At 69.0% G+C, this 16,094-nt stretch carries 17 protein-coding genes; 5 read left to right on the forward strand and 12 right to left on the reverse strand.

Annotated elements, in window-relative coordinates:
• Positions 1-734: 734 nt before the first annotated feature.
• A complete protein-coding gene (locus HOV91_RS03040) occupies positions 735-1,190 on the forward strand; it encodes a M23 family metallopeptidase (RefSeq protein WP_246349786.1) in 456 nt (151 codons plus the stop codon).
• A 204-nt stretch (positions 1,191-1,394) separates the two neighbouring features.
• A complete protein-coding gene (locus tag HOV91_RS03045; protein WP_174183895.1) occupies positions 1,395-1,910 on the forward strand; it encodes a DUF1990 domain-containing protein in 516 nt (171 codons plus the stop codon).
• A 349-nt stretch (positions 1,911-2,259) separates the two neighbouring features.
• Here HOV91_RS03045 and HOV91_RS03050 read toward each other — a convergent pair whose 3' ends face one another.
• The 5 genes from HOV91_RS03050 to HOV91_RS03070 form a co-directional block, all read right to left on the reverse strand.
• Positions 2,260-4,161 (reverse strand): alkyl/aryl-sulfatase, encoded by a 1,902-nt coding sequence (locus HOV91_RS03050; protein ID WP_174183896.1) that lies wholly within the window; start codon positions 4,159-4,161, stop codon positions 2,260-2,262.
• Between the two features lie 48 nt (positions 4,162-4,209).
• Positions 4,210-4,518 (reverse strand): DUF202 domain-containing protein, encoded by a 309-nt coding sequence (locus HOV91_RS03055; RefSeq protein WP_174183897.1) that lies wholly within the window; start codon positions 4,516-4,518, stop codon positions 4,210-4,212.
• Positions 4,515-4,880 (reverse strand): YidH family protein, encoded by a 366-nt coding sequence (locus HOV91_RS03060; RefSeq protein ID WP_174183898.1) that lies wholly within the window; start codon positions 4,878-4,880, stop codon positions 4,515-4,517. The genes HOV91_RS03055 and HOV91_RS03060 overlap by 4 nt, the downstream gene beginning before the upstream one ends.
• 511 nt (positions 4,881-5,391) lie before the next feature.
• Positions 5,392-6,123 carry an acetoacetate decarboxylase family protein gene (locus HOV91_RS03065; protein ID WP_174183899.1) on the reverse strand — a complete coding sequence of 244 codons (732 nt, stop codon included), beginning with the start codon at positions 6,121-6,123 and terminating at the stop codon, positions 5,392-5,394.
• 150 nt (positions 6,124-6,273) lie between these two features.
• Positions 6,274-7,008: a TetR/AcrR family transcriptional regulator C-terminal domain-containing protein gene (locus HOV91_RS03070; RefSeq protein WP_174183900.1), complete on the reverse strand. Its 735-nt coding sequence runs from the start codon at positions 7,006-7,008 to the stop codon at positions 6,274-6,276.
• Positions 7,009-7,062: 54 nt separating this feature from the next.
• On the opposite strand from HOV91_RS03070, the gene HOV91_RS03075 reads away from it, so the two are divergent.
• The 3 genes from HOV91_RS03075 (at position 7,063) to HOV91_RS03085 (ending at position 9,881) form a co-directional block, all read left to right on the forward strand.
• Positions 7,063-8,526: an MFS transporter gene (locus tag HOV91_RS03075; protein WP_174183901.1), complete on the forward strand. Its 1,464-nt coding sequence runs from the start codon at positions 7,063-7,065 to the stop codon at positions 8,524-8,526.
• Positions 8,527-8,757: 231 nt separating this feature from the next.
• Positions 8,758-9,015, forward strand: coding sequence for a hypothetical protein (locus HOV91_RS03080; RefSeq protein ID WP_174183902.1), 258 nt, complete (start codon positions 8,758-8,760; stop codon positions 9,013-9,015).
• 200 nt (positions 9,016-9,215) lie between these two features.
• A complete protein-coding gene (locus HOV91_RS03085; protein WP_174183903.1) occupies positions 9,216-9,881 on the forward strand; it encodes a chymotrypsin family serine protease in 666 nt (221 codons plus the stop codon).
• 45 nt (positions 9,882-9,926) lie between these two features.
• Here HOV91_RS03085 and HOV91_RS03090 read toward each other — a convergent pair whose 3' ends face one another.
• From HOV91_RS03090 to HOV91_RS03115, 7 genes are all read right to left on the reverse strand, one after another.
• On the reverse strand, positions 9,927-10,493 hold the full coding sequence (locus HOV91_RS03090; protein ID WP_312884445.1) for an FHA domain-containing protein: 567 nt from the start codon (positions 10,491-10,493) through the stop codon (positions 9,927-9,929).
• 438 nt (positions 10,494-10,931) lie between these two features.
• Positions 10,932-11,054 carry a hypothetical protein gene (locus tag HOV91_RS40445; protein ID WP_281370818.1) on the reverse strand — a complete coding sequence of 41 codons (123 nt, stop codon included), beginning with the start codon at positions 11,052-11,054 and terminating at the stop codon, positions 10,932-10,934.
• A 418-nt stretch (positions 11,055-11,472) separates the two neighbouring features.
• On the reverse strand, positions 11,473-12,396 hold the full coding sequence (locus tag HOV91_RS03095) for a tyrosine recombinase XerC (RefSeq protein WP_174183904.1): 924 nt from the start codon (positions 12,394-12,396) through the stop codon (positions 11,473-11,475).
• 54 nt (positions 12,397-12,450) lie between these two features.
• The gene (dprA, locus tag HOV91_RS03100; RefSeq protein WP_246349775.1) at positions 12,451-13,803 is read right to left on the reverse strand and encodes a DNA-processing protein DprA; all 1,353 of its coding nucleotides are present in this window, start codon (positions 13,801-13,803) and stop codon (positions 12,451-12,453) included.
• Positions 13,800-15,308 (reverse strand): YifB family Mg chelatase-like AAA ATPase, encoded by a 1,509-nt coding sequence (locus tag HOV91_RS03105; protein ID WP_174183905.1) that lies wholly within the window; start codon positions 15,306-15,308, stop codon positions 13,800-13,802. Before HOV91_RS03105 ends, dprA begins: the two co-directional genes overlap by 4 nt.
• Positions 15,309-15,665 carry a YraN family protein gene (locus HOV91_RS03110; protein ID WP_174183906.1) on the reverse strand — a complete coding sequence of 119 codons (357 nt, stop codon included), beginning with the start codon at positions 15,663-15,665 and terminating at the stop codon, positions 15,309-15,311.
• 101 nt (positions 15,666-15,766) lie between these two features.
• Positions 15,767-16,072 carry a DUF2469 domain-containing protein gene (locus tag HOV91_RS03115; RefSeq protein WP_011210678.1) on the reverse strand — a complete coding sequence of 102 codons (306 nt, stop codon included), beginning with the start codon at positions 16,070-16,072 and terminating at the stop codon, positions 15,767-15,769.
• Between the last annotated feature and the right edge of the window lie 22 nt (positions 16,073-16,094).

The following is a 16,094-nucleotide window of genomic DNA, read 5'->3' on the forward strand; positions in this document are numbered from 1 at the left end:
TGCCGGTTGACGCAGCGAATCGGCGATCCGCTGCCCTGGCGCCACCGAATCGCCGGACCCGACCACGAGGTGGGGACCAGCCGACGATCCCTGTTCCGAACACGCTGCCGCGAACCCAGATATCTCGAGCCCGATTCGAACAGCGCCGCTATGAACAAGCACGGGTGGCGCGCGAAGTCGGTCCATGCAGGCACAGACCGCCCGATCAGTTTACGGCCTTCGGGCACGCAGACCTAAATCGATCCGATCGGAGGTGCCCAACCAGGTGGAATGGCAACTTTTCACAGGCGACGGGGTTATCCACATTCCGCGAAACGAGCCGCAGGGAACGCCGGAGTCGCAGGAGGGTGGAGGCATGAAACCGATCTCTACGACGATGACTTTCCTCGTTCCGCTGTTCTTCGTGCTCGGGCTCGTTGCCGCACCAGCGGCCGTGGCCGGGACACCTGCCCCGAAATCCGCCCTGGGGGCGTGCACGGGGTCGGTGTGCCTGCCGTCGCTTTCCCAACCCTTCCGGCGCGCGCCCTTCCGGCAATCCGGTCTCGACGCCGGCGATGGAGACCACCGAGAGAAGACGAGTCCCGGCTCAGCGGACGACCTGTGCGCACCACCCATGCCCCTGTGCGAGTCGTAACCCAATTCTCGATTCGACAGGAATGACCAGTGCGTTTGCCATGCGAACCTCTCGGCGTCTCTCTTCGGTACTCGGTCTCGGCATCGCCGCGATCGTCGCGATGGCGCCGGTGGCGACAGCCGCGCCCGAAGGGCGGTTCGGCTGGCCGCTGCAACCTCGCCCCTCGGTCCTACAGCGTTTCGACAAGCCCGCGCAGAACTGGCTGCCAGGGCATCGCGGGGTCGATCTGGCCGGGGCGCAGGGGCAAGCCGTGCTCGCCGCCGGAGAGGGAATCGTCGTCTTCGCCGGAACCGTGGCCGACAAGCCGGTCGTGTCCATCGACCACCCCGGCGGGTTGCGCACGACGTACGAGCCGGTTCGAGCGGAGGTGCCCGTGGGCAGGCGGGTCGGGCGCGGCACCCGGATCGGCACGCTGGAAGCCGGTCACCCGGGATGCGCCACGACATGCCTGCACTGGGGCGCCCGCACCGAGGGCGCGCGCCGCACCCGCGAGTATCTCGATCCCCTCGGGCTCCTGCAGCTCACTCCCCTGCGGCTCAAACCGGTGCACCCCTGAATCCGGCAGCGGAAGATCCGCGGACTGTTCACGCATCCGGTGCGGGCCTGGTGGCAGCGCGCACCGCGACCGCGGATCGCCTGCGGAAGATCCGCGCACTGTTCGCGCATCGGTGGGGGTCTTCGCGGAAGCCTCGGCGACCGGGACCGGCGTGTCGGCGGTTCGCGGTGGCGCGAGCGCGCGCGGTGGGACGAAGATCGGTGCATGGCGGATGGGTCCGGGCGGTCGTTCACGTATTCCGAGGTCGGCGCGACCCGAGGAGAGCTGCCGGAGGGGTATCACGGATTCCGGCTGCGGCGGCGGATCGGCCGGGGCCGCGCGCTGTTCGAACACGCGGGCTCGGAGATCGTGGCCTATCGGATCCAGAAGGGCACCGGAATCTTCCGCTCCGCCGACACCCCGGTGGCCGAACCCGGCACAGCCATCACGGTGCGGCTCGGGTTCGGCTCGGTCGGGATCACCGCACCGTGCCGCGTGGTGTACGTCCTCGACGAACCCGACCGACGGGGCTTCGCGTACGGAACCTTGCCCGGACATCCGGCGTCCGGTGAGGAGCTGTTCGCCGTCGAGTACGACCCCGCCGACGACGGGGTGTACGGACTGATCGTCGCGTTCTCCCGCCCCGCGACCTGGTACACCCGGCTCGGCGGACCCGCGGTGCGGGTCATCCAGCGCTTCGTCGCGGGCAGATACATCGCGGCATTGCCGACATCTGCCTGAACACCGGCGACATGCACCACTGCCCGGTTGCGCACGACCTACAGCAGGTCGCTCAGTGCTGTCGCTCGGCATACAGAGTCGCGACGCGATCGACTCCGCCGAGCGACCCGTAGTGCGCGGCGGCCGTGCGCCACTCGGCGATCTCGGAGCGCACGATCTGTTCGATTACACGTCCCGATCCACACGATGACGTCAGGCGGTTGCCTCCGGCGCAACTCGCCTGAATCGACCGGTTCGCGGGCGCCGCTCTGCGCGGTCGGAACGTGGCTGTCTTCGCGGTCCGGAGGCGACCGCGCCGACAACCGATCCGGAGACGAACGAACGCCTGCCGCGCCATCGGACACACTGCCTACGGTGTGACAATCGGGAAATCGGGGTCCGGAACGTCGAAGATGTCGACCAGTTCGGCCAGCTTGGTGACGTCTCCCTCGATGACGATGTCGCCGGCGGCCGCCGCGACGCCGAAATCGTCGCCGGCCAGCAGCACCCGGATCAGCGTGGCCTTGGCCAGCGTGAACGAGGCGTCGGGTTGCGGCAGGCGCATGCCAGGCGTGACATCGAAATGGGTGAGGCGACCGTTGCGTAGTTCGAGCCGGTGGGTGCGGTCCAGGTCGGTGAGGATCCAGTCGGTGACGAGCCGGTGGTCCCAGGCCTTGGGTCCGTCGACACGCAACGCCAGAGCGTCGAAGATCTGGTCGATGCTCAGCGCGGCGACCATGGTCGGCGCTTCGCTCTTGGTCGGCGTGCCGAACGAGCCGTAGCGCAATTCGTAGGCCCCGCTGAGGTAGAAGTTGCGCCAGGTCGCGTTCTCCGCGCCGTAGCCGAGCTGCTCGAATGTGCTGGCCTGCAAAGCTTTGGCGGCATCGTTGTCCGGGTCGGCGAAGATGACATAGTTGAGCACCTGCGCCACCCAGCGGTAGTCCCCGGCGTCGTAGGAGACCTGCGCTTTGCGCAGCACTTCCTCCGCACCGCCCATGAAATCCACGTGCCGTCGCGCGGACTCGACCGGCGGGTGCTCCCACAGGTGCGCCGGATTGCCGTCGAACCAGCCCATATAGCGCTGATAGATGGCCTTCACGTTGTGGCTCACCGAACCGTAGTACCCGCGCGCATGCCAGGCGTCCTCGAGGGCGGGCGGGAGCGTCACCAGTTCGGCGATCTCCGTGCCCACGTAGCCCTGGTTCAGCAGGCGCACGGTCTGGTCGTGCAGGTATCCGTACAGGTCTCGCTGCTGCGCGAGGAATTCCACGAGGCGCGCGGTGCCCCAGGTCGGCCAATGGTGCGAGGCGAAGACGACGTCGGATTCGTGGGCGAACAAGTTGATCGCCTCGGTGAGGTATTTCGCCCAGATGTGGGCGTCGCGCACCAGGGCACCGCGCAAAGTGAGCACATTGTGCAGGGTGTGGGTCGCGTTCTCCGCCATGCACAGCGCGCGGCGATCCGGGAAGTAGAAGTTCATCTCCGCGGGCGCTTCGGTGCCGGGCGTGAGCTGGAAGACCATCCGTATCCCGTCGATCGTCTCCTCCTGGCCGGTCGCGGTGATGTCGACGGTCGGGGGAATCAGTGTGACCGTGCCGACCGAGGTGGTCTGGCCGAGCCCGGACCCCACCGCCCCGAGCGGGCCGCGCGGCAGCACCGCGCCGTACATGTATCCCGCGCGGCGTGCCATCGCCGTGCCCGCGTAGATGTTCTCGGCCACCGCGTGTTCCACGAAACCGGCCGGCGCGAGCACCGGGCAGCGCCCCTCCTCGACCGCCTCGGCGGTGGTGACCCCGTACGCCCCACCGAAGTGGTCGATGTGCGAATGCGTGTAGATCAGCCCGGTCACCGGACGGTCGCCACGGTGGGCGCGGTAGAGCGCGAGCCCGGCCGCCGCGGTTTCGGCCGAGATCAGCGGATCGATCACCAGGACACCGGTGTCGCCCTCGACCAGCGTCATATTGGAGATGTCGAAACCGCGGATCTGATAGATGCCCGCGCTGACCTCGAACAACCCCTGACGCACGGCGAGGCCGGACTGCCGCCAGAGGCTCGGGTGGACCGAGGCCGGGCAGGGCTCCCGCAGGAACGCGTAGGAGTCGTTGTCCCACACGACGGTTCCGTCTTCGGAGGTGATCACGCCCGGCGCCAGCGCGGCGATGAACCCGCGCTCGGCGTCGGTCAGATCGGTCGTGTCGGCGAAGGGCAGTGCGGCGGCCGCACGCTGGTTCTCCGCGACGATGAAGCCGCTCGGCTCGCTCGCTGTGCTCATTCTCGTCCTCCTGTCGTCTCGACCAACCTTGCTGAGCCGCTGCCGTGTTCAGGGCAGCAGTTCGAGGGAACCGGCGACCGCGGCGGCCACTGCCACCACGACCACCGCCGCGGACGTCGCGGCGACGATGCGACCACCATGGGCGAAGCGGCCTCGGCGCAGACCGCGGTTGCGCAGATAGCAGGCCACGGCCAACGCCGCCATCGCGGTCGCGGCGCCGATCGGCGCGACCGCGGCCGCACGCCACCCGCTGTCGAGCGCCTGATGCAGGAACAGCGTGCCGACGACCATCGCGGCCGCTGCGGTGCGCCGCCACGCCAGCGCGGTGCGTTCGGCGGCCAGATGGGACGTGTTCACCGCAGCAGCACCGCCACCGCCGCCAGCACCGAGACGATCGCGATACCCGCCGACAGGACCGGTACCAGCACCGTGTCCGGCAGCGGGTCGCCACGCCGCATGGCCACGCCGACGCGCCGCCAGTGCGCGTACGCGCCGATCGCGACGACCGACGCCAAGAGCAGGCAGCTGAGCGCGATCGCGCGCCGCAGGCCCGCGATCCGGAACGACTGCACCAGGGTGTGCACCGCGACGCCGCCCGCCAGCAGCCCCAGCGCCGTCCGCATCCAGGCGAGGAAGGTGCGCTCGTTCGCGAGCGTGAAGCGATAGTCGAGCTCCTCTTCGCCCTCTTCGGATTCGGCTTCGGGATTCGGCAGCGTCACGCCGCCTCGGCTCGGATCGGTAGGCGCTGCGCGACCGCACGCGAACGGCGGCCCACGCGAGGCGACGTTTCCCCGCGGGGGCGCACGCCGGACTGCACGGTGGTCACGACACACCACGCTAGTGGGGATCGCGGAAGCTCGCGGCGGGCCGTTGCCGACCGAGGGAACCCGTTTCGGGTTCGTTGACGCGACCGGCTCTGCGCGCGGGCGAGCACACGCACGGTGACGGCATTCAGATAGCTGAGCGGAAGCCAGACGATGCCCGCGTCGTTCAGCATCGAGGTTCGCGACACAGGACCCGCACAGCGAACAACTCCTGTTCGCGGCCCGGAATCGCACGATCGAACCGGTTCACAGTGTTCAGCAACAGGACGGTTCCGGTCGGCGAGGATCACGCGCATCACTCCATCGCTGCTGGCTGGCAAACGATCCGCTACGTCAGATTAACCGCCGGTCCGGGGACCGTCCACGTTCCCACCCGCCCGTGACCGGGTGGTTATCCCGCGGGCCGTCAGATGGCGATGGCGTCCTCGAACGTCATGGCCAGCCGCGAGACGGACGAGGACATCAGCGCCCGGCGCGGCAGACCGAGCGACCGGAGTTCCGCGGCGATCTCGTGATCGCCCAGCCGCAACTGCGCCCCGCCGGGCCGCGCTCGCATGCCGGACGGCTGCATCTGCCAGCGCGTGCAGCGCGTGACGCCATCGATGTGGGAGTAGGCGTCGAACGAGGACGCGGTGGCGCGCCCGCTCGGGGTCGCCAACCCTGGCCGCAGCGTGAGGTCGGCGATGAGCCGCCCGTTCTGGTGCAGCGCGCCACTGCGCGTCCGGCCGTCGTGGTCGACGACGAAGTCGGCGAGTTCCTTGGGAAATCCCCAGATACCGCGCCCGGCGGCCAGGGTGAAATCGCCGTCGACCGGCAGCCGGTGGATCAGTACGCCGGCCTGACCGGTCCGCAGCGCCCGCAGATCGCCGAATCCGGAGGCCGCGCCCGCGGTGTGGTGGCGGACCATGAACGAGACGCCGAACTCGTTGTACGGGCCGAGATCGCCGTCGACGTAGTCGACGAAGACCAGCGTGCACATCGCCCGTCCGCCGGGTAGCCGGAGAATCCGCAGACCGGAGTAGTCGATGAGGTGTTGGGCCGCTGCCGCGGGCACCAGATAGGTGGCCATGAACGCGCGCGCGAGCCGGATACGGACCGGCATTCGCACCTCGCGGCCGAGAACGGTGTGCGTGCTCACGTCGACGCCTTTCTGCGCATCGGCGCCCGCGCGCCGCGTTGCCCCCGGCCCCTGCCGGGATCACATCCATAGAACACGTATCAGTTTATCGGCACAACAATGGTACCTACTGGGCTTCACGCGTAGGGAACTTGTTTCACTTCCGACGGCTCATTCCTCCTGAATGTGGGCTTGCGGCGATCGCGCCGCGTCCCGCAGGCGCGCTTCCAGGCCGTCGAGGACGCACAGCAGCCCGAAATCGAAGGCCATCGCGCGCGCGACTTCCGGATCCGTCGGCACGGCCGCCTGATAGTCCGCGAGCATTTCGGGATATTCACCGGCCAGTTCTGTCATCACGCGCAGCATGCCGTCGGTGTCGATCTCGGCTCCCTTGTACGCCGAGTCCCAGGCGATCTCGGGCAGCACCTGGCCGAGGACGAAGCACAGCACCGTTCCGCTGGCCAGGTAGATGTCCACGCCCTGGAAACCGGCCTGGACGAACGCGCGGCGCAGCCGATCGTTCAGGCGCAGCGAGTTCGGGCCGATACTGGGCAACCGCCCCACCAGTGTCGCCATCCAGGGATGCTCGCGGATGCTGGCGCGGAAGCTGTAGGCGAAGGTGGTCAGCAGTTCGCGCCACGAGGCCTGTTCGGGCTCCGGGGTCCGCACCAGCCCCCAGAACTGGTCGAGCACCAATTCCAGCAGTTCGTCCTTGTTCGCGACATGCCAGTACAGGCTCGTCGCGCCCGCACCGAGCTTCGCGCCGAGTTTGCGCATGCTCAGCGACTCCAGCCCCTCGGCGTCGAGGAGTTCCACGGCCGCGGTGATGATCTGCTCACGATGCAGCCCGGTGGACTTGGGCTGACGCGGCTGCTTGGTCCATACCGAGTCGAACTGCTTGGTCACAACACGATTTTATAATTGCTCGCACACTGTTCGAGTTCTTCGTACACTGTGCGAGTGGAATCGAACGTTGTACGAGACCCCCGCCGCTGGTGGGTCCTGGGGGTCCTCTGCCTGTCCTTACTCGTGCTGATGCTCGACAGCACCGTGCTCAATCTCGCGATTCCGTCGCTGATCAGGGAGCTCGGCGCCACACCGTCGGACGTCCAGTGGATTCTGGACGCCTACGTGCTGGTCTTCGCCGGGCTGCTGCTCACCGCGGGAAGCCTCTCCGACCGCTTCGGCAGGCGCCGGGCGCTGATCACCGGACTGGCGGTGTTCGGCGTGGCATCGCTGGCCGCCGTGCTGGCGACCGAGCCGTGGCAGGTCGTGGCCGCGCGCGCCGCGATGGGCGTCGGCGGTTCGCTGCTGATGCCCTCGACGCTATCGATCCTGATGACCACCTTCGCCGAGGACGAACGGCGCACGGCGATGGCGGCGTGGTCGACGGTCTCCATGGTCGGCATCGTCGCCGGGCCGACGCTGGGCGGCTTTCTGCTCGAGCACTACTGGTGGGGGTCGGTGTTCCTGCTCAACATCCCGGTCGCCGTGCTCGCGATCGTGGCGGCGGTGGTGCTGATGCCCGAGACCACCGGTGAGCAACGGCCGCTCGACCTCGTCGGGGTGGTCCTGTCCGTGGTGGCGCTGAGCGCGACGGTCTACGTGATCATCGAGCGGGAGTGGAACGTCGGCGTGATCGCGCTGGCCGTCGTCGCGGCGGCCGCCTTCGTCATGTGGGAGAGCCGATCGGCACATCCGATGCTGCCGCTCGCGGTGTTCGGCAGCCGCGACTTCACCGGCACCTGTCTCACGCTGCTGCTGATGGTCTTCGGCATGGGCGCGGTCATGCTGATGCTGACGCAGTACCTGCAGTTCGTGCTCGGCTACGGCCCGATGAAAGCGGGTCTGGCGCTGCTGCCGTACGCCGTGGCCGCGGCGGTCTGCAACGGGCTCGGCGCGACGCTCGGCAAGACTCTGAGCAATAAGACGCTGATCGTGTCCGGCCTGCTCGTCATGGGCGCTGCCTTCGGCATCCTCGCCGTGGCCAGCGGATACCTGGGGATTCTGGTCAGCATGCTGGTGATGGGCGTTGGCGGCGGCTTGGCGGGTCCGGCCGCGTACGCGGCCATCATGAGCGCCATCCCGCTGCAGCACGCCGGTGTCGGCTCCGCGATGAACGACACGCTGCAGCAGGTGGGCATGGCGATCAGCATCGCCGTCCTCGGCAGTGTGCTGGCCGGGGTGTTCACCTCGAACATGCCCGCCGACGCCCCTGAAGCGGCCCGCGAATCCATCGGAGCCGCCTTCCAGCTCGGCTACCTGGAACCGGCCAAGGACGCCTTCACCGCCGCGATGTCCACCGGCGCGTGGATCAGCGCGGGGTTCAGCATCGCCGCCGCCCTGCTCGGCGCGGTCCTGCTGCGCGCGCGGCGGCCGCAAACAGCCGAGCAGCCGGACACCGTCCCGGTCGCGAACGGATGATCGGGTAGGCAGGCCGGGACGGGCGCGGGAGTGGTCGACGCACCCGTCGCGGCGCCGCCGACCCGGGGATTCCAGAAGCGACGAAGGGTCTCTTCGGATCCCGGTATGAATGATTCCAACCCGGGGGTTGATGGTCTCGCGCGCGTGCTCCGAGCAGAGTTGAAAGTGTTCACAATACAACGGCCTTCAACCAACGAGGGCTAGTGAAGCAACTCATCCTCTGGAGACATCATGACCACGAACAAAATGCGCGCAACGGCGGCGGCGGTAGCGCTCGCACCGATCATCGCACTCGGTTCAGGTTTTGCTTCCGCTGCCCCGGACGTAACCCCGGGACCAGGACAAGTGGCGGATAATTCCACGCCGATCCCGGTGCAGGTCGAGCCCGCGACGTTGGGCCTGATTTGGCCGCTGGGCATTTTCTGCGCTCCTTTGCTGCTCCTTCCTCCGGTCGTCAACGCGGTCGCCGTATTCGTCTGCGCCGCCTGACCACACTCCCGAGAAGGGAAGCTGAGGACCGGCAAGTGACGCGGCGCGCCTCCGGTCGCGTCGCAAGTGTCTCGTACATACCCTGACCGGGTTCTCCGTCGATGGGCCGAGCAATTATGTCCCCGTTCCATCGACGCACCCGGTCGGGGAACTTCTGCAAATCAAGCATGCGGTGCGGATAAGTGCGGTTGAATTACCGGATGGCCAAGTTCAGGAAACTCGTGGGCGCTGCCGGGGCACTTGCCATCGGCACGGCGCTGTTCGGGGCACCCGGGGCCGCACACGCCGAGTCTCCGTCCGTTCTGGGCGGCGGCTCGGGCATCGTCGTCGGCGGTCAGAATATCTGCACCCTCACCACGATCGGGCGTGACTCCGGCGGTCGGCTGGTCGGGTTCACCGCCGCTCATTGCGGTGAGGCGAATGCCACGGTCGTCGCCGAAAGCAATCGCGACGCGGGCGCCGTCGGCACAATCGACTACGCCGACAGCGGCTTGGATTACGCCGTGATCGTGTTCGATCCCGGGATGGTCGTCCCGGTGAACCAAGTGGGCGGAACGACGATAACCGGTTTGGGCGGGCCCGCCCGCTACCCCGACGTCGTCTGCAAAGAAGGCAGGACAACCGGCCGGACCTGCGGGCCTGCCTTCGGCGACGTGTTCACGGCAGGCAATGCGACCTGGACCGGGACGTGCGTCGTCGAAGGTGACTCGGGCGGGCCGGTCGTCGTGGGCACCACGCTCGTCGGCATGGTCAACGGCTACCTGGTCGTGCCGTGCCTCGGACCGCAACTCGGAACGGACATCAACGCGGTCGTCGCCGACGCGAACGCGCGTGGTGGCGCCGGGGCCGGTTTCCAGCCGATCTGACCGGACGGCCGCCCACCCATCCCCTCGACCGATCCAGCCGAAGCCTTACCTTTCCTGGTCGGTGAGAACGCCGAATTCGATGGCGCGTTCGACCAGGAACAGCCGCTTCTGGTTCGGTGGTAAGGCTTCGACCTGGAATATGCGGAACAGCGCCCGCATATGCGTCTTGACCGTCGAGATACTCAGGCACAACTCTTCGGCGATCGCACTGTTGGACGCGGGGTACGAATACGAGTTTCGTGCGTCGTACGGGCGGCACAGCGCCTCGAGAACCATATGCTGGGCCGGCGTCAAGGAATTCCGGTCGGGCAGTGGCGAATGGGCAAGCGTCAGCTCCTCATCGGAGGGTGCGGCGGCCCGGAAGACGAATACCGATCGGCCCACGCGAACAGTGTCGCCGGAGTGGAGTTTCCGCCGCCCGCCGACGCGTTCGCCATTGACGAATGTGCCATTCTTCGACAGCCCGTCATCCACGAGTACCCAGCACCCGCACACCCGCTCGATAATGGCGTGCAAGCGGGATACGGTCGCGTCGGTCAAGACGATGTCGGCGGCGGCGGACCGTCCTATGGTCACGGTCGACACTCCGCCGTCGAGGGAAATCTCGCGCACCGTTTCCCGGCCGCCGGGCCGGGTCGTGGTAGAAATGGCGGCCGACCGCCGCCACGCGGACTGTCCTGCCAATGGGTAGGTTCCGCGACGCAGGGCCTGTGGTCCGCTGGACGTAGACATCGTCCGTGTTTCCCATCGAAGTACGTCATGAACTGCGGGCACCGATTCGCTATCTTCAGAGTGCGCTCTCTCAGCGGGGATCACATGCGGTTTCGCCTACTTCGGTGCCTGACCGGGGCGTGCGGGAATCGATCGCGCGCCCGTGACGAGGGATCAGTGCCGCGAGCACGGATGAGCGTCCTTCTCCGACCGCGAACCAGCATCGACCTCGATGCCTGCGCCGCCCTGCGGATCGTCTACGACGTCCACCGCTGTCCGGAAGCCTGACCCGGGCGAGTCGGCCGTTCATCGCGACCGCCGTCGCCACGCTGTCGGATGTCACGGTGAGCGCACCGGGCACCGCGCGAGTCGCGCGTTCGGCACGGCCACCGGCGCGCTGTCGGATATCACGGTGAGCACCGCGCGCCGCCCGCAGTCCGCGGCCATGCGCACGGCTGCCATCAGCAGACGCGATACCGATACCGGCCCACCCCCGACGCCGACACGCCACCGCGACGCGTCACGCGTCACGCGTCACGCGTCACGCGTCACCGACATGCCATACGACACCGCCACGCCACTCGACACCACGGCGCCACTCGACAGGAACCAGTACCGCCCCACGATCACTCTGCGCATGGGGCAGTTCCGGCGATTCACCCCCGGCATTGGCGCAGCTTCGCGATGCCATGCGGCATGGCGCAGGTCCGCGATTCACCCCCGACATCGCGCAGCTCCCGCGATCCACCGCCTGCACGGGCGTCGCCCGGGACTCGGCGGCTACAGACCGACCGGCTGGCGCCGGCTATCCCTCCGTCGGCGCCGCGTCCCGCGTGGGATCGCCGCCCGGCTGGTTGATGGCCGCACCGCGTGAGCCGTGTCAGGCGCGGGGGTGGGCCTGGTCGTGCACCTTCTTGAGGCGGTCGATGGAGACGTGGGTGTACAGCTGGGTGGTGGCCATGCTGGCGTGGCCCAGGAGTTCCTGGACCACACGCAGGTCCGCCCCGCCCTCGAGGAGGTGGGTCGCGGCGGAGTGCCGCAAGCCGTGCGGACCCATGTCGGGGGCGCCCGGGATGGCCGACACGACCTCGTGCACCACGGTTCTGGCCTGGCGCTGATCGAGCCGCCTGCCGCGGCGGCCGAGCAGTAGCGCTCGGCCGGACTCGGCGGTGGCGAAGGCGGGGCGCCCGTGGCGCAGCCAGTTGCCGACCGCCTCGTCGGCGGGCGCGCCGAAGGGCGCCGATCGCTCCTTGTTGCCTTTGCCGAGCACGCGCACCACGCGCCGCTCACGGTCCACGTCCTCGATGTCCAGCCCGCACAACTCACTGACGCGGATGCCGGTGGCGTACAGCAGTTCCACGATGGCCCTATCCCGCAGTGCCATCGGATCACGCTGGGCGGCGCCGGATTGCGCCGCGTCCATGGCCCCCAGCGCCTGTTGCCGACCGAGCACTGCGGGAAGCACGCGATGCGCTTTCGGCGAACCCAATCGCAGCCCCGGATCGATGGGCAATCGGCCGGTCCGGGTGAGCCAAGCGGTGAACGTGCGCGCCGAAGACGCCCGCCGCGCCACAGTCGTTCGCGCCACACCCGCTGCCGCTTGCTGAGCCAGCCACGACCGCAGGAGCAGCAGGTCCAGCTCGCGGACGGCCGAATCCGCCGATCGCGTGTACAGATGCTCCAGCAGTGACCGAGCGTCCCCGAGGTACGCCCGCACCGTGTGCTCCGAGCGGTTGCGCCCGAGCCGCAGATGCCTGCCGTATTCCACCAGCAGCGCTTCCAGATCTTCGGGCAGTTCCGCCATCCCTCCACCGTCCCGGCCCGCGCCCCGATTGGCAAGCCACCCCACCGGACGCGCTCACCGGCGCCGTGCCGTTCGGTGCCAACCACTTTCGTCACTGGCCACCAGACCGGCCAATTCGAGGGCGGCCAATGTCGCACGTACTACCGGAAGAGATAAGCCACACTGCCGGGAAACCTCCAGAGGCAACCGCGAACCCACCCTCGGTAGGGCGGCGAAGATCAGCGCCTCGTCGCCGGTCAGCTGGTCCTCCGGACTACCGCCTGCCCCCGCCGCGGGAATCGACAATCGCAGTGGCCCCGCCTCGTCGACGACTTCCTCGGCACGGGTCACCAGGAGGGCTTCCCCGTCACGGATCATGCGGTGGCAGCCCACCGACGCGGCCGAGGTGACCGGGCCCGGCACCGCCAAGGCCGGACGGCCGAGGCGGCGTGCCCATTTGACGGTGTTGCGTGCGCCGCTGCGCAGTCCCGCCTCGATGACCAGCACGCCGTCGGCCAGTGCCGCGATCAACCGGTTCCGGGCGAGGAACTGGTGCTTCCGCGCGACGACACCGGGCGGGTACTCGCTGACCACCAAGCCGGATTCGGCGATGTCGGCCAGCAGGCGCTCATGCTGCGCCGGGTAAGGACGGTCGATGCCACACGCCAGCACCGCGATCGTCGGACCCTCTACCGCCAGTGCCGCTCGGTGCGCCATACCGTCGATCCCGAACGCCGCCCCGGACACGATGGTCCACCCCTGCGCCGCGAGATCGCCCGCGATCTCCGCCGTCACCCGGTTGCCGTACCCGGTGCTGCACCGCGCCCCCACCACCGCGACCGCACGTTCGCTGGATTCCAGCAGCGAGCGCGGGCCGCGCGCCCACAGCACGAGCGGAACGGCGCCGTCGCGATCCCGCCCCGGCTCGAGCTGCGCGAGACCGAGCATGCGCCAAGCGGGCCACTCCGGATCGTCCGGCGTCACCACCCGTCCGCCGATCCGCTCGATCGCCTCCAGATCCCGCGCAGCCACGTCGATATCCCGCCGCTGCGCCGTCGGCCCGCGCAGCGGTTCGGGCAGCGCGCACTCCCGCACGGCACGCGCCGCCTCGACCACCCCGACCGACTCGATGAGCGCCGACAGCGGCGCGCACGGCCCCTGCACCACCCGCGACAAGTACACCCACGCGAGCCGTCGAGCATCACCTCCACCGAACGACAACCCGGAACCGAACGCGGGCGCGTCGACGACCGCAGGCACGTCCACCGCCACAGGCACGTCAGCGGCCACAGGCACGTCAGCGGCCACAGGCCCACTCGCCGCCACAGGCACGCCCACTGCGGCTGGCACGTGGGCGGCCGCTACATGCGATACGTCCACCGCAGGCACATTCGCCGCCGCGCCCTCGGTCGGCATCGGCGCGCTCATTGTGCACCCCGCTGACGGAAGTTCAATGCGGCCAGAACGTCTTGTGCCGAGGGCGATTCGCCTCCGCGGAGATCGCAGATGGTCCATGCGACCCGGATGGCGCGGTCCGCGCCTCGCGCGGACATGCGGCCGAGACGCAACGCGGTCTCGACGGGAGCGAGCGATTCGCGGGGCAGCCGGAACCGCTGGCGCAGGATGTGACCGGGGACTTCGGCGTTGGTGAGCCACCCGTACTCCCGCCAGCGCTCGGCGGCGGCGTGCCGCGCGACGGCGACCCGCCCCCGGACCACCTCACTGCTCTCGGCGGCGTCGGTGCTGAACGCCGCGCCGGACTGCCCGTGCATTCGCACCCAGATGTCGATTCGGTCGATCAGCGGCCCGGACAGCTTGCCGAGGTAGCGGCGGCGCGCCAGCGGCGCGCAGATGCAGTCGACGTCGCGGGCCGGGGCGCAAGGGCATGGATTCGCGGCCAGTACGAGCTGGAAGCGGGCCGGGTATCGCGCCACACCGTCGCGCCGGGCAATGCGTACTTCCCCCTCTTCCAATGGTGTCCGCATCGCTTCCAGCACCTTCGTGCCGAGTTCGGCGCATTCGTCGAGGAACAGCACGCCGCGGTGGGCCCGGCTGACCGCGCCGGGCCGGGCGGTCCCCGAGCCGCCTCCGATCATCGCGGTGACCGAGGTGGAATGGTGCGGGGCGACGAACGGCGGCGCGGTGATCAGCGGCTGGTCACCGGCGAGCGTGCCCGCCATCGAGTGGATCGCGGTCACCTCCAGCGCCTCGGTCTCGGTGAGCGGTGGCAGCAGTCCCGGAAGACGTTGTGCCAGCATCGTTTTCCCGATGCCGGGCGGGCCGGTGAGCAAGAGATGGTGGCCGCCCGCGGCGGCCACCTCCAAGGCCCAGCGCGCTTCGTCCTGCCCAACCACCTCGCTGAGATCGCCGCCCTGCCGCACGGTATCCGGCAGGTCGTTGTCCGGCTCGTCGAGCGCGCCTTCCCCGCGCAGCCAGGCCACCACCCCACGCAAACTGCGCGCCCCGAAGACCTCGATACCCTCGACCAGTCCGGCCTCCGCCATGGTCGCCGCCGGTACCACGACAGTCGACCAGCCGGCCTTGCGCGCCGCGAGCACAGCGGGCAGGACGCCGCGCACCCGGCGCACCCGCCCGTCCAGCGCGAGCTCGCCGAGCAGCACCGTCTTCGCGAGCCGCTCGGAGGGAACCGACCCGGACGCGTCGAGTACCGCGACGGCCAGCGCCAAGTCGTAGACGCTGCCCAGCTTGGGCAGGGTGGCGGGCGACAGCGCGAGGACGACCCGGCCGTCGGGCCACTTCTCCCCCGAGTTCGCCACCGCCGAACGGATCCGGTCGCGAGATTCCTGCAACGCGGTGTCGGGCAGCCCGACCAGGTGGACGGAGGGCAGGCCCTGCCCGATATCGGCCTCGATCTCGACGAGCAGACCGTCGACGCCGGTGACCGCGACGGAATGCGCCCGCCCGAGGGCCATTCAGAACACCGCCTCGAGGTGGTCGATGACCGGTGCGCGACCTCGCACCGCAAGCACCGACACCACGTCGAACCGGATCCGCCGCCACGGTCCGTCCTGTTCGGCCAGCCACAGCAGGGCCAGCCGGCGAATCCGCTGCCGCTTGGCGAAGGTGACCGACTCGGCCGGCGTGCCGTAACCGAGCCCGGAACGGGTCTTGACCTCCACGAACGCGGTCACGTCCCCGTCGCGGGCGATCAGGTCCAGCTCGCCGTACCGGCAACGCCAGTTCCTGGCGACGATCTCCATCCCCGCGGCGCGCAGAAAGTCCGCCGCCAGTTCCTCCCCGTGCGCGCCGAGCGCCTGTTTGTCCGTCACCCGGCCAGCGTGCGCCGGGTCCGGATCAGGTCAGCGCCGCCGACCTGGGCGAACAGGAAACCTGTGGACAACCGGGCCGCTGTGCAGAACTCTCCGGCCGCTCACTCCGGCAGCCGCAGGTCGGGCTTCTCCAGCTCCTCGATGTTGACGTCCTTGAAGGTGATCACCCGGACGTGCTTGACGAAGCGGGCCGGGCGATACATGTCCCACACCCACGCATCGCTCATCCGCACCTCGAAGTACACCTCGCCGTCCGCGTTCTGCGGCCGCAGCTCCACGGAATTGGCCAGGTAGAAGCGGCGCTCGGTCTCCACCACGTACGAAAACTGACCGACGATGTCCTTGTACTCGCGATACAGCGAGAGCTCCATCTCGGTTTCGTACTTCTCGAGGTCCTCGGCACTCATCGGGTGGGACGTCCTCCTTCTC

The organism is Nocardia barduliensis, from assembly GCF_013315795.1.
GTDB classification, from domain to species: domain Bacteria; phylum Actinomycetota; class Actinomycetes; order Mycobacteriales; family Mycobacteriaceae; genus Nocardia; species Nocardia barduliensis.

Excerpts from the sequence above, each read along its gene's own strand:
- HOV91_RS03040 (WP_246349786.1), top strand. The coding sequence starts at position 735 with ATGGCGCCGGTGGCGACAGCCGCGCCCGAAGGGCGGTTCGGCTGGCCG.
- HOV91_RS03045 (WP_174183895.1), top strand. The coding sequence starts at position 1,395 with ATGGCGGATGGGTCCGGGCGGTCGTTCACGTATTCCGAGGTCGGCGCG.
- HOV91_RS03050 (WP_174183896.1), bottom strand. The coding sequence starts at position 4,161 with ATGAGCACAGCGAGCGAGCCGAGCGGCTTCATCGTCGCGGAGAACCAG.
- HOV91_RS03080 (WP_174183902.1), top strand. The coding sequence starts at position 8,758 with ATGACCACGAACAAAATGCGCGCAACGGCGGCGGCGGTAGCGCTCGCA.
- HOV91_RS03085 (WP_174183903.1), top strand. The coding sequence starts at position 9,216 with ATGGCCAAGTTCAGGAAACTCGTGGGCGCTGCCGGGGCACTTGCCATC.
- HOV91_RS40445 (WP_281370818.1), bottom strand. The coding sequence starts at position 11,054 with ATGGCAGCCGTGCGCATGGCCGCGGACTGCGGGCGGCGCGCGGTGCTC.
- HOV91_RS03095 (WP_174183904.1), bottom strand. The coding sequence starts at position 12,396 with ATGGCGGAACTGCCCGAAGATCTGGAAGCGCTGCTGGTGGAATACGGC.
- dprA (WP_246349775.1), bottom strand. The coding sequence starts at position 13,803 with ATGAGCGCGCCGATGCCGACCGAGGGCGCGGCGGCGAATGTGCCTGCG.
- HOV91_RS03105 (WP_174183905.1), bottom strand. The coding sequence starts at position 15,308 with ATGGCCCTCGGGCGGGCGCATTCCGTCGCGGTCACCGGCGTCGACGGT.
- HOV91_RS03115 (WP_011210678.1), bottom strand. The coding sequence starts at position 16,072 with ATGAGTGCCGAGGACCTCGAGAAGTACGAAACCGAGATGGAGCTCTCG.